This window comes from Paenibacillus sp. FSL E2-0151, assembly GCF_037993015.1.
GTDB classification, from domain to species: Bacteria; Bacillota; Bacilli; order Paenibacillales; family Paenibacillaceae; genus Paenibacillus; species Paenibacillus amylolyticus.
The window spans coordinates 1,003,692-1,016,633 of record NZ_CP150308.1 but is presented as its reverse complement, the minus strand read 5'-3'; the positions used below and the strand labels follow the sequence as shown (position 1 = coordinate 1,016,633).

Genomic DNA, 12,942 nt, shown 5'->3' with positions numbered 1-12,942 from the left:
ACCACTCCGTATATTTTTTAATACCTGTTCCTTACGCTTTCTTTCGAGAGCATATCAAGCACGTATGAACGGAGCGTGAACCTTTTTTTCATATTTTGCCAAATCAAATGACCTTTAGTAAGATAGGAGCAGATTGAATAGGAAAAGGAGACTTTACATGCCTGACTTTTTACTGGTTTTATTTTTGTTTAACCTGTCTCTCTTTCTGCTTCACGAAATGGATGCCATCAGGCGGTCCGAGTGGAAATTGTTTATGGTGTTAAAAGATATGGAAGATGATAAAGCCTATAGGTATTTCACTTGGATTCACCTGCCAATGTATACCATCATCCTCTCTCTTCTTTTTAGCTCATATCAGACCGTTACATTTTGGGTGTTGGATATCTTTTTCATCATACATACCGTATTACACTTCTTTTTCGAAAAACATCCTAGAAATGAATTTAAAAACGGGTTCTCCAGATCATTGATCTACCCTATGGGAATAATTGCTTTAGTTCATTTGATATTCCTAATCATCTAATCTGTTTACATCGACGGGATGAAGGAAGCTGGAAGGGTATTGTTGAATAACAGTGAATATGGAGGTGTGCCTATGCAGCAGCATCATGCAGAACGAGTTGAATTATTTGTTTCCAATACCCAGATCATCAAGAAGTCGTTCAAATGGCAACATGCGATGATGCAACGTCTGGTTGCCCTGCTCTATGCAGCGGAGAATAAAACAGCGGATGGGGAAGCTATTCTTCAAAGCCATGAGTTGATTAAGCAAAACACAAAACTCTTCTCTGCATTCAGAGGTAATTCGGCCATTAGCATTGCTGCCATGCTCTCCCTTACAACGGATGAAGAGACGAGACTGGCAGACACCTTGCATGTCTATGACTTGATGAAAGAGATCAAATTTCGCAACTCCGATTATCTGGTTATTGCCGCCTATCAGATCGCTACTCAGACATCACCTGACCAGTTTCAACCTACGGTGGAGCGGGCCAAATCATTTTATGACGGCATGAAAGCAGAGCATCGTTTCCTCACTGGACAGGACGACTACATTTTCGCTGCCATGTTAGCCCTTTCCGATCTCGAGGTGGATACTGGTGTGGCACGTATGGAACAACTATACGGGGAATTAAAAACAGAGTTCTCTTCCAGAAACAGTGTGCAGGCGTTAACACAGGTCCTGGTTCTTGGAGATGATCCCCCGGATGCAGGTGCTCGTGTGATTGCGTTAAATGAAGCTTTTCGCAAAAGGAATCTTCGAATGGACAAAACCTATACGTTAGCCTCTCTTGGAATACTTTCTCTACTGCCTTCGGACAGAGACTCATTAGTGGATGAAGTCGCGGAAACAAATGACTGGTTACGGACTCAAAAAGGCTTCGGTGCCTGGTCAATCGACAAACAGGAGTTGCTCCTGTTCTCGTCTGCTCTGGTAGCCATTCAACATGTGGAGAATCTGCGGAACGGTGTGCTGACGACAGCAATCTCAACCAGTATCACAAATATTATCATCGCTCAACAAGCAGCCATGGCCGCAACTGCCGCAGCATCGGCTGCTGCTTCTTCATCATCATCGAATTGACACTTAGAACTGACTCCCAAATTGTTCCAAGCATAATAAAAAGACGAGTACCGGGGTGAACCCTGAGTACTCGTTTTCCTATGGAACTCAATCATTTCCGACTTAATCATCGAGATGCTTGTCTTTCCCTAATCCAGAACATACAGAGGCAACGTGAAATAAAAAGAACTCCCTTTTCCGACTTCACTTTCTACGTGTATGTTTCCATCATGATACTGAATAATTTCCTTCGCAATCGCAAGTCCAATTCCACTGCCCTGAACCACATGCCGATCATGTTTCTCACGGAAAAAGCGATCAAATACAAATGGCAGTGACTCTTCCATAATACCCGCTCCATTGTCCTCCACACGGATGGTAAGTCGTCCTGGAGATTCACCGTCATTTTCCCATTCCTCAATGGAACAATGAAGACGAATCATTCCACCTGCACCTGTATGCTGAATCGCGTTAAACACCAGATTGGTCAACACCTGAGTAATCCGATCCATATCAATCACGACTTGATATTCACTTCGCTGAGCAGTCGTAATGTTCATCTGAAATTCGTAGCTCATGTCAGCACGTGCGATGTCCAGCCTGAATTTGTCCTGAATGGTATCCATTAACTCCTGCAAGCTCATCATGATAAAGATCATTTCAGACTTGCCCGACTCCAGTCGGGACAACTCGAATAGATCGTGAATGAGACGGTTTAGCCCCAGCGCCTTCACTAAGACCATTTGCAGATATACTTTTTGATCCTCTTCATTATCCACCAATCCGGATACAATTGCCTCCACATAGCCCTGAATCGCAGTCATCGGTGTGCGCAGTTCATGCGATATATCGCTCAGCAATCGTCTGCGTGACAATTCCAGACGGCCCATATCTTTATTTTTTTGCTCCAGCTCTACTGTACGATCCTGAATACGATGCTCCAGGTTGGTATTTAACTCGGATAACTGCTGATTCAACTCTTCAAGCTGCTGTGCGTTCAGACTCAGCTCCTGAGCAGACCTTTTTAACAACAACAGTGTGCGTACACGGCTTATGAGTTCATTACGTCCAATAGGTTTTGATATATAATCATTAGCTCCAGCGGCAAAACAGGCTGTAATTGTATCATCTCGATTACTTGCTGTCATAATTAGAATAGGTAACTCAATCAGACTGTAACGCTCCCTGATCAATCCGCATAGTTCATATCCAGACATGCCGACCATCATCATATCCGTGATCACCAGATCAAAATTCTGCAACTCATTGATACGCACGAGTGCTTCAGTGCCACTGTTCGCAATTTCAAACACACAGGCCAGTGGTGCAAGCTGCTGAATCACCACCTGCAGGTTAACGGGCTCATCGTCCACAATTAATACACGATAAAGTTGGATCTCCGATTCTTTCGCGGAACTGACTTCCTTATTAAGAGCATGTGAACTTGCTGTCTTAACTTCTGCAACAGAACGAAGGGTGCTTACGCCGTTCTGAATGGATTCATTGTTTTGCTTATCCGGTAGCGCAGTTGGAACATTCTTCTTATGCTGCCTGATGGTGAACGAGAAAAGGGAGCCCTGATTCACTTTCGACTGTACTTTAATCTCTCCTCCATGCAGCTCGACAAGTTGCTTGGTGATTTTCAGTCCAAGTCCGGTACCCGTGTTATCAATGGATTCCAGCTTTTCGAATGGATTGAAAATCATTGAAAATTTATCCTCCGGTATGCCAATCCCTGTATCCTCTACCTGAATTTCTATATCACCCTGCACAATCCGTGCACGAATCACGATATGACCCGATGGTGTGTACTTGATCGCATTGCCGACCAGATTAAACAAAATTTGCTGCATTCGATTCTCATCTGCTTCGATCGGTGGAAAATGGGGATCAATTCGATTATGTAATAGAAGATCCCTACCAGTAATGAGCGGTTTAACCACGGTGAGGACTACCTGAACTAATTGGTGCAGATTTATTTTGGTTCGATTCAGACGTACATCGTTATTTTTAAGAAGTGCATAATCCAGAATATCGTTAATCAGAAAAGACATACGTTGACCACTTGAGACGATCATGTTCAGATGCATTCGCTGGTTATCTTCCAACCGGTCATCCATGCTGTGTAGCAACGACTGCGTAAGCCCGATAATTCCGTTGAGCGGTGTACGAAGCTCGTGGGAGGTATTGGCCAGAAACTCATCTTTTACCCGATCCAATTCAAGCAGGCGCGAAGATAAACGTTCATTGGTTTTCATGGCATTGGAAAATTTGGTGGATACAATAATCGACAGACAAAGAATGAGAAAGAGAAGACCATATGAGAAATAGATTCCTGTTTGAATTATACCGTTATTCATTAAAATATCATTCACTACAGTAATGAAGAATACGATGGTACCTGCCAGCATCCAGTGTGCCCCACCAAGTTTTTTCATGGCAGCTCGGACCACATTTTGAATGATCACAATCCCGATCAGAATCGCGTATGCCTGCATGAACAACGCAAACTTCGTATATACCTGAGTAGGTGTGAACAGGATAAATACAGTGAATAGCAACCCTGGAATCCAAAATATACGTAATCGTTTGGACATCTCGTTGGGGAAAATGGAGTAACAAAAAAGTAGAGCAAGTGGAGAGCTGCCCAAGAAGCCTAAATACTCAATTTTAAGGAACGTATCACCGCTCATTCCCGGAATAAGCTCTGATAAAATGTACTGGGAATCAGAGCTGTTCTTCATGGCCAGCAGAATGCAGATCAGACCAAAATACAGAGACTCCCGATTTTTGCGCAACAATGCATACAACAGGATATGGTAGAGTCCCATAATCAACATGCAGCCAATTATCATGCTCTCGGATACCATTTTGTATTTCATGGATTGATTCAATTGATTATATTCACCGATCGTTAGAGAGCCAAACAGACCCGCTTTTCGATGTGTATAGTTCGAAACTTGAATGATAATATCAGCTTGAGTCTGCCCTGCCTCCATTCGGATTAGAGCAGGCACCTTATATGAAGAAGATTCCTTTAACGTTCGTCCGACAATCCCACTTTCGGATACAAGTTTGCCATTAATCCACAATCGGTGTGCGGAAGTTATCCCTGAGGTTAGTAATCCCAGCTCTATATCTTGCTCAGGTAAATCCACCACCAGACGATACGTGGCGAATCCCGTATTATCCAGCCTATGCCCACTAATTTCATAATTCCCCCAAGATTCTGGAACATTAACGTAACTTACCGGACCCGTTCGTTCACTGGCAAAATCCTTGGGCTCCAGCAATTGTTTCCAATAGAATGCCCATTCGCCATCTAACCGACTTCCTTCTCCAGAGGACAGAGCTTCACTGGTAATCGTTAAACGCCCATCCTGAACTTCTGCATTCATCTGATTAGAAGGTAATTCAATCAAGATCAGTACCGTAAAAATCAGAAAAAATAGCATAACAGGGATGATGTAATACAGGAAAGAAGTACGTTTATTCATGAGATTCCCACCACTGTGTCCCCTCTTTTAACTGAATAAAAAACCGAACCACCGGGTTCATGCCTGTATCATAGCACAACCCTATTGTTCAGATGCCATAGTTTTCAAGCCGGCGCTGAATGTTCTTCTCCTGCATGTGAAGATACGTATTGATCCACTGGTGGAGATGCATGCGGCGCGGATCAACGGCGATGGCAATATCGTCATCCTGATCCTCCAGCTGCACATATTGAAGGTCAAGGGAGTAGGCAGGATTCTGATCCAAATAACGTGAAATTTCAAAAGCATCATAGACTGCAGCGATCACTTCGCCTTGCCGCACACGATCAAACAATTCGGAAGTATTCTTGTAGGCAATCTGTTTTTGCGTGGGGAAAAGCTCACGTGTGAAGCCTACGTAAGACGTCCCTTGAACAATGCCGATCTGTGTTCCACGTTGCTGAAGCAGCGTTAGCACATCGGGAAATTCGTTTTTTTTGCCGAGCTCCGCAAGTTGAAGGCGGTTAATCAGCAGTGCTTGTTTGAAATGCAGATACGCATTAGAGAACAGTACTCGCTTCGCACGCTCCAGGGTGATACTCAATTTGGATATGCCGACATCCACCTCCCCGGAAGACACCTGATCAATCACTTCATCGAAAGAATCCGCTGTTCGGATATACTCCGGTTTAACTCCAAGTTTAAGAGCGATGTCGTTGGCAAGCTCAACATCGCTCCCGCGCAGTAACCCTTCTTCATCGGTGTAAAAGAAAGGATAACGGTCCTCTACCTTCAATCCAATCCTCAGCTTGCCCCTGCTCAAAATATCCCGAATATCTTGCGGATATCCTTCTAATTCTTCCACAGTATAAACTCTTGGCTCACTTTCCTTAGCTGCCTTAGCTGCTGTGATGTCCGTTTCTGCTACACGAGACTGAGCCGTTTCAGTCTGCGGACTTGCTATGGTTGATACAGCGTCTCGGGATACGCTTGTACAGGATGAGAGGATAAGTCCTATAGTTAACATGAACAACAGCAAGATGCACAGCCGGCCGTAACTTCTGATCATGGTTAGCCCCCTTCTCCTGCAAGTGGAAGCTGCGTTTTTCGAAAACAAGCTGCACATACGCTCATCTCGTACACTGCAATTCGAATGTGGCAGACTTTGCAACGCGCAATTGAAACAGTTGCCAGTCCACCGACAACCTCTTCCAGTTCTTCTTCCAGCAGTTCATCGGACTGGCGGTTCTCCTGCTCCGCATCGTTTCCATTCTGTTGATATCCCATCTTCTGCCTCTTTCGAAGATTACTGAAGCCGTATTGTCTCAGATCATATCAGAGAACAGACGGAATACCGTAACCCCACGTTATATTTTGACCACTCATGCCCTGACCATAATCAAGTAACAGGCCTAGACCTTGTACAAGCTCTTCCAATTCAGGGACAGAAGGTTTTAAGGTGAACATATCATAGATCTTCCTGCGACTTCGTCCGGCATTTATATGGTTCTCCATACGGTAGTAACCAAACGTTAACGTATTGACCGAGACTCGAAAAGGCGTCATCTCTTTGGCAAAGCTTTTGACATATGCCTGGGCACCCTGGTTATACACCGGAGAAGAAGGAAATCCACTATAGTGCATCATATCTGCCAGTATGGGTACGATCATCTGTCCACTCTGTTTACGCGCCATAAAATGACCTGCTGCACGGGTATATAGAAAGAGTTCACTTAACTGACGATGGCTGGTTAGAGCAAAAGCCGCCGGATCACTTTGGAGCTTAGACAGTTCATCCACCCAGCTACTGCCATGAATATAGAAGTCGAGCCCCTGCATATGCTCGGCAGATGCTGACAGTACGGATTCAATTCCCTTCATTGCCAGGTCCAGCGCAACGATAGTCCGGCAGTTCTTCTGGTCGTGCACAGACAGATCGGAATGAAACTGCTCTGCTTGTTCTGATGTGGCGAAGCTTGCTGTAATCTGCAAGCCACGATGTAACAAATATACAACCATCATCTGCATAGCTGTACTTTCTGCATGATGCACATACGCCGTTTTCATTAGCTTCCCTCCCTCTGATTCCAATTCAAGTTTGCCCTTAACGCAAAAAGCCGCCATCCAGTTTTAATGTCTGTCCGGTATGATAACGTGCCGCAGGTCCTGCGAGGTATATTACCGCCTCAGCTACCTCTTCCGCAGACCCTTGCCTTCCGGTGAGGGTGTGGCGCAGAAAATCATTCAGCTTCTCTTGCGACACCTCCCCCGTCATCTCGGTATCAATCATACCTGGTGCGACGGCACTGACCTGAATGTTGTGTGATGCATACAGGCGGGCATATAACTTCGTCAGCCCCATCAAAGCGCCTTTGGAAGCTGCATAATTACACTGCCCTTCCCGGCCGTATATACCGCTCACCGACACCAGGTTGATAATGCTTCCACTGTCCTGAAGAACCATGTAGCTGACCGCTTCCTGTGAGCAATAACAGGCACCAACATAATTGGTGTCCAGCACCTCATTCCACTGTTGCTCTTCCATCCGCAGTGCCATCTGGTCGCTCGATCTTCCGGCATTATTGATCAGGACATCCACACGACCAAATGTATCAAATACCTCTTTCATCACATCCGCTACAAAAGCATGGTCCGCAACAGAGCCCTTGAACAACTGCATCCGTCCGCCTGCTGCACTCACCTCTTCTGTTAGCTGGTCCGCTGCAGCGTCATCCCTGACATAAATGCCTGCCACAATGGCTCCCTCTGCAATGAATCTCATCGCTATGGCCCGCCCTATGCCCCGTGTTACCCCCGTAACCACAACGACGTGATCACGAAAGGTCATTGGCCTCGCGTTCCTTTGGTCTTTCTGGCCATAATCAGTTCGGCAATAGATTGCACATTTTTCAGATGAATCTGCAACTCTGTCGCGGGAAGGTCCTCGACCATCACGCCGTATACTTCTTCCATACCAACCATAACCTCAAACGCCTCCACAGAGTCCAGTCCCAGTTCTTCACCGAACAAAATCATGTCATCCGTAATTTCCTCTGCGGTGATGTCCTCCAGTTTGAGCCGATCAATTAACAACGTTTGTTTGATTGTCTGTTTGATCTCATCCATCTCTACCTCGTAATTCACTGTCATATGTGTAAGCCTCCTATAATTTTTTTCAATTAACACGGTTCACTCAGCGACGCTACTGACGATTGCCGCAGAATAACTGCCATTAACGGTAGAACTGATGGTCAAAATATGGCGGTATGCAGAAGATCGCTCAGGCAGGCCCAGATGGGCGTAGGTACCTTTGGCAAGTTCGTGCATGGCTCCCGGGCTTACAAGCTCTGCAGCCGCCGCGAGATGTAACATCGAACTGTACGATTCTCCATAACCAGTGCACTCATTAAGGGTCATGATCGGCACGAATTGTGCGACCTCACCTTTCCCCATCGAAGATATGGCTCTCTGTTCTAACTCCAATTCACCGGGACGTCCCACTGAGTTGAGCAAAATCAGATCCATTTGCCCCATGCTGGTTTCAGCTTCATGGAGTGCATCGGTAACTGCCCGGATCAACGCCTCGCTCTGTCTTGAAGCGTCCTGTACTGCGCCAGAAGCAACACCGAGTCCACTCAATTCCGCATAGATCCCGGATCGCGTATGATCAGCTTCTTCCAGGTCACTGAGGACCATACAGACACTGCCTTCCGTCATCTCGTAACGGCTGTCCTGCAATCCTTTGGCCCTGTCGATATCCTCCGCAAGCTGGGATCGTTCATCTCCAGCACCAATCAGACAAGACCTCAGGGCTCCCTCTCGTATCTTGCCCGTTGCATACAATGCCGCAGTCAATCCCTCGTTGCCTCCTGTGCTGAAGGAGCTATTGAATCCCTTAAATTGTAATTTTTCAGCCGTCTGTCCAGCAATGGAATTAATGACCGTATGCGGGAAATAGATCGTACTTGCATACTCCGGGCCTTTGACAAATACAGATTCCAGAAAGTTCGAAATACTGCTCGTGCTTCCTCGTGCTGTACCGTAGATAAAACCCGTATGTTCCCGCTGAGACTCGCCCAGCGCTGCATCCTCCAGCGCTGCAAGGACTGCACCTATCGTATTCTGTGTGAGCTGGTTCATTCTGCGCTCATATTTGCTCTTATCGTAATCTTTTAAGGAGAAGAAGGACGTTTCCGTTACCTGTTTGGTATCCTTACCGAAAGCCCCGAGTACATTTCCCTTACGGATATCCCCTTTGCTGACGGCACCCACTCCAGTAATGACAACACGTCGTCGGGGGACTGCCTCGCCCGGATGCCCTGCAAGTGAATTCTCACGTTCAGGATTCTGCAAGCTTGAATACCGCTCTTCTTCGATTCCATTTGTACGCAGCACAAGCGAAACATTGTGTCCTCCGAAGCCAGAATTGTTGCAGATCATATATTCCGGGCGCATCGGACGCATCGAATGTTGAATGATATCAACATCCTCGCATCCTTCGCGAGCTTCTTCAAAATGAAGCGTAGCGGGAACGTATCCTTGCCTGATAGCGTAGAGCGAGGTAACCAGCTCCAATGCAGCCGAAGTACCTAATGTATGACCAAAATAGGCTTTGCTTGAGCTGATAGGAATCGACAGATTAGGCCCGAAACTACCCTGCAGACCACTAATTTCAGCACGATCATTTGCCTGTGTTCCAGTCCCGTGTGCGTTTACGTATTCAATATCCGTTTTGGATACTCCAGCAAGGCTGATCGCCATCTCCACTGCTCGTTGTATGCCTGCACCTTCCGGGTGAGAAGCCGTCATATGATGGGCATCGTTGCTTAATCCATAGGCACATAATTCAGCATAGATCGTAGCACCACGTTCAAGTGCGGCGTCCAGTCTCTCCAGAACCACAAAAGCAGCACCTTCTCCCAGATTCAATCCGTATTGGGTGCTGAAGGGTGAAGAGGGACGGGAATTAAGTGCACGGAGTACATTAAATCCGGCATATACACTATGCGACAATGGATCAGATCCACCAGCGAGCATCACATCGGCATACCCCCAGCGAATGAGATCACTTGCATAGCCTATGGCATTACCACTCGCAGCACATGCCGTATTTAACGTTGCGACCGGACCTGCCACACCCAGAACTCGCGCTGCATCATCGCCCTGCTGATAAAATGGGTACCGGGACGTATGATCAACGTCCAACTCAGACAGGTTCCACTGTTCTTCCAAAGATAGAACCCCACCGTTACACGTACCCAGCGTAAGTCCGATCCGCGCAGGAAAAACGGATGGCTTTCCACCTGTTCCTTTTGCCCTGTCATGATGCTTCATGTTATCCGCATGTGCTATTGAAAGACCACTATCGATTAACGCTTTCCTCGCAGCAGCGATGGCATACCGTGCACATAAGTCCATGGATAGCTCCGCTGTGCCTGAGAGTACCGCCTCTCGGATGGAATCCTCCAACTGGCCTGCAAGTGAACTCTGTAACTTATCTGTATTGAAGCGGGTGACTTCCCGAATTCCGGTCTCCGCAGCAAGCATACGCTCATATACCATCTGCGGGTGATCGCCAAGTGCGCATAATACGCCCATGCCTGTAATCACGATACGATCCTTCGTGTTGGTATTCTCTCTGTCGCTCATATTCGCCCTCCTCTCCTTATCCCAATCGGATATAACTGCTTCGCTTCTCACTCGTCTTCCAAGAATACGGTGCAAGCCACTGCCGGGAAAGCTTCATCATGATTGGTGTACTTTGGTTAACTGTGAACATCGCGTGGGGGATGCCTGCCTCCGTTTGAACCCGGATGGATCTGCCCAGCATCTGAAAAGCCAGACCGAACTGTTGATATTCCGGCGCAATATACAGTGCATCATACAAGATCCTATCCTCGTCCAGTCGATACGTCATCGACCACCCCTGAACTCCCTGTGTGGATTGAATACCAAAGCTGTTGCTTGGTTCCAGGGGAGCAAAGGTTTTGAACGGAGACAAAAATGAAGGGAAATCAAGCTCTCCTGTTTCAATGGATTGTCTAAGTTGCCCCTCTTCCTGATCTGCCCATAGAAATAACTCCAGCCCATTGGGGATAGCTCGTTCCCTTAACCAGGTGGCCTCAGCAATTCCGCTTCCAAGATGGATATGGAAAACGACTGATTCACATTGCGGCTGTATCCAGCCTTCCTTATGCAATAAAGCTTCGATCGTATCCGTCGAAGACTTGTCAGAGTAATAGCTCAGAGAGAGCGTAGCCATTTCTTTCTCCATACATAAAATTCGTGCTTCCTGGAGCAACGATGTAGCGATTTTTTGCCTGCGCCATGGCTTCGATACGAAGATACACTGTAAGACTGCATGCCCGTATCCACCCCGCTGCTCAAGCACAAGCAGGCCCACGGGGACACCTTGCGATTCTGCTCCGATTAACATGAACCGTTCAGATTCCATTGGATCATTCAAGCTCTGTTCCACTTGTTTGTATAACCACTGAAACATGAACGATTTATACTTCAACCTGTCCTGGAGTGTTAGCCGTTTGATAGTGATCATAGTTATCCTTTCTGGCTGACAATAGTGAAGTGGTTAGACATTGTATGGATACATTCGCAGCCGTAATGATAGGATCAATAATTGGATTCATAGCCAAAAGCAGAATGATGGTGACCTCGGAAGGCAGACCCAGCATCTCCGCAATAACCGCTATCATGCCAATAGAGACAACACCCGGGGAGCCTGCACCAGCAATCGATATCACCACAGCCCCTGCAAGCACCGCGATCCACTGCGACAACGTAAAGTCAAAATCATACAATTGAACGGTAAAGGTGATGCCAAGCGTATACACAAGCACCATACTGTAACGGCACATGATAATGCCCAGGGGTACGACCAATTGAACGATACGCGGATCTTGCTGAAGCTTCATACTCAGTGCCTCCATACAGGTTGGAACGGTGGCGATACTATTCCGTGTACCGAATGCCAGAATTAACGTATCCTTCAATGCAGACAGGACTACCCGGACAGGCTTCCGCAATGTTACAGCCATGATCACAATAGATAGCCCAATCAGAATCACGCTGGAAATGTAAAACATCATGATCAACTTCATCATGGCAGGTAGAATATCCAAATTCAGTGTCGCGAATTGCCCTGCCATCATACAGAAGAGTGCAAAAGGCAATGCGTACATGGACCAGGAGATCACCTTTTGAAACGCTCCAAACAATACATCAGCAATCTTCAGCACGTCATCTCCCTGCGGTGTCCGCATCATGCCGACTGCCACCCCAACGATCACGGAAAAAAACAAGATTTGCAGCGTATTGTTTTCCGTCAGCGCTGTGAATATATTGGATGGAATCATGTTAAGCAAAAACGAAAATATCCCCTGCGGCTTCTCTTCGATGGACAGGGCACTGTTATCGGCGCTCAGATCGTATACAATAGCCCCAAGTACATGTTTGGATTCTTCTGGCAGCCCTGCACCCGGACGAGCGATTCCACCAAGACTGAGACCCAACAGACCACAGAATATCAACGCTATGGTATATACCATGCACATGCGAACGATCATCTTCATCGCTCCGCTCTGGATAAACAGACTGCCGATGCTGGAGATGATGGCGGTCATCATAATGGGAATGACACACATCTTCAAAAAGGACAGATACAGATCGCCAAAACGTGATACGGCATGAGCCAACTCAGGAACGTATAATCCTGCCGCAATTCCAGATACCATACAGAGCACAATCATCCAGAATGATTTGATCCATTTCAATGAGAAAGCTGTCTTCCTTGACACGCAGGCACCTCTTGTTCGTCATTGTAGCCATGGTGACTGCTGCACTGAATTCCTGTTCAGACAGCGGACTTTTCGGCTCGTGTTAAGC

The 12,942-nt window shown here is 46.7% G+C and carries 11 protein-coding genes; 2 read left to right on the top strand and 9 right to left on the bottom strand.

All coding sequences use genetic code 11. The features are described from left to right. Positions 1-157: 157 nt before the first annotated feature. Complete coding sequence (locus tag MHI55_RS04725; RefSeq protein ID WP_340031913.1) at positions 158-523, top strand: DUF6713 family protein; 366 nt, start codon at positions 158-160, stop codon at positions 521-523. Positions 524-595: 72 nt separating this feature from the next. Then, the gene (locus tag MHI55_RS04720) at positions 596-1,585 is read left to right on the top strand and encodes a DUF4003 family protein (RefSeq protein ID WP_340389064.1); all 990 of its coding nucleotides are present in this window, start codon (positions 596-598) and stop codon (positions 1,583-1,585) included. A 128-nt stretch (positions 1,586-1,713) separates the two neighbouring features. On the opposite strand, the gene MHI55_RS04715 is transcribed toward MHI55_RS04720, so the two are convergent. From MHI55_RS04715 to MHI55_RS04675, 9 genes are all read right to left on the bottom strand, one after another. After that, a complete protein-coding gene (locus MHI55_RS04715) occupies positions 1,714-5,061 on the bottom strand; it encodes an ATP-binding protein (protein ID WP_340389063.1) in 3,348 nt (1,115 codons plus the stop codon). An 88-nt stretch (positions 5,062-5,149) separates the two neighbouring features. After that, complete coding sequence (locus MHI55_RS04710; protein WP_340389061.1) at positions 5,150-6,109, bottom strand: ABC transporter substrate-binding protein; 960 nt, start codon at positions 6,107-6,109, stop codon at positions 5,150-5,152. Positions 6,110-6,111: 2 nt separating this feature from the next. After that, on the bottom strand, positions 6,112-6,327 hold the full coding sequence (locus MHI55_RS04705; protein ID WP_017690588.1) for a hypothetical protein: 216 nt from the start codon (positions 6,325-6,327) through the stop codon (positions 6,112-6,114). Positions 6,328-6,375: 48 nt separating this feature from the next. Beyond that, the gene (locus MHI55_RS04700; protein WP_340389059.1) at positions 6,376-7,107 is read right to left on the bottom strand and encodes an SDR family oxidoreductase; all 732 of its coding nucleotides are present in this window, start codon (positions 7,105-7,107) and stop codon (positions 6,376-6,378) included. 37 nt (positions 7,108-7,144) lie between these two features. Continuing rightward, positions 7,145-7,888, bottom strand: a complete 744-nt coding sequence (locus tag MHI55_RS04695; RefSeq protein ID WP_340389057.1) for an SDR family oxidoreductase — start codon at positions 7,886-7,888, stop codon at positions 7,145-7,147. Further along, positions 7,885-8,190 (bottom strand): phosphopantetheine-binding protein, encoded by a 306-nt coding sequence (locus MHI55_RS04690; protein ID WP_083684981.1) that lies wholly within the window; start codon positions 8,188-8,190, stop codon positions 7,885-7,887. The genes MHI55_RS04695 and MHI55_RS04690 overlap by 4 nt, the downstream gene beginning before the upstream one ends. Before the next feature lie 39 nt (positions 8,191-8,229). Beyond that, positions 8,230-10,689, bottom strand: a complete 2,460-nt coding sequence (locus MHI55_RS04685; RefSeq protein ID WP_340389055.1) for a beta-ketoacyl-[acyl-carrier-protein] synthase family protein — start codon at positions 10,687-10,689, stop codon at positions 8,230-8,232. A gap of 16 nt (positions 10,690-10,705) precedes the next feature. Continuing rightward, complete coding sequence (locus MHI55_RS04680; RefSeq protein ID WP_340389053.1) at positions 10,706-11,542, bottom strand: GNAT family N-acetyltransferase; 837 nt, start codon at positions 11,540-11,542, stop codon at positions 10,706-10,708. Between the two features lie 7 nt (positions 11,543-11,549). Beyond that, a complete protein-coding gene (locus MHI55_RS04675) occupies positions 11,550-12,854 on the bottom strand; it encodes a cation:dicarboxylase symporter family transporter (RefSeq protein ID WP_340389051.1) in 1,305 nt (434 codons plus the stop codon). Positions 12,855-12,942 lie beyond the last annotated feature (88 nt).

What these genes read in the sequence shown, in the direction of transcription:
- MHI55_RS04725 (WP_340031913.1), top strand. Translation starts at nt 158, where the DNA reads ATGCCTGACTTTTTACTGGTTTTATTTTTGTTTAACCTGTCTCTCTTT.
- MHI55_RS04720 (WP_340389064.1), top strand. Translation starts at nt 596, where the DNA reads ATGCAGCAGCATCATGCAGAACGAGTTGAATTATTTGTTTCCAATACC.
- MHI55_RS04715 (WP_340389063.1), bottom strand. Translation starts at nt 5,061, where the DNA reads ATGAATAAACGTACTTCTTTCCTGTATTACATCATCCCTGTTATGCTA.
- MHI55_RS04710 (WP_340389061.1), bottom strand. Translation starts at nt 6,109, where the DNA reads ATGATCAGAAGTTACGGCCGGCTGTGCATCTTGCTGTTGTTCATGTTA.
- MHI55_RS04705 (WP_017690588.1), bottom strand. Translation starts at nt 6,327, where the DNA reads ATGGGATATCAACAGAATGGAAACGATGCGGAGCAGGAGAACCGCCAG.
- MHI55_RS04700 (WP_340389059.1), bottom strand. Translation starts at nt 7,107, where the DNA reads ATGAAAACGGCGTATGTGCATCATGCAGAAAGTACAGCTATGCAGATG.
- MHI55_RS04695 (WP_340389057.1), bottom strand. Translation starts at nt 7,888, where the DNA reads ATGACCTTTCGTGATCACGTCGTTGTGGTTACGGGGGTAACACGGGGC.
- MHI55_RS04690 (WP_083684981.1), bottom strand. Translation starts at nt 8,190, where the DNA reads ATGACAGTGAATTACGAGGTAGAGATGGATGAGATCAAACAGACAATC.
- MHI55_RS04685 (WP_340389055.1), bottom strand. Translation starts at nt 10,689, where the DNA reads ATGAGCGACAGAGAGAATACCAACACGAAGGATCGTATCGTGATTACA.
- MHI55_RS04680 (WP_340389053.1), bottom strand. Translation starts at nt 11,542, where the DNA reads ATGTTTCAGTGGTTATACAAACAAGTGGAACAGAGCTTGAATGATCCA.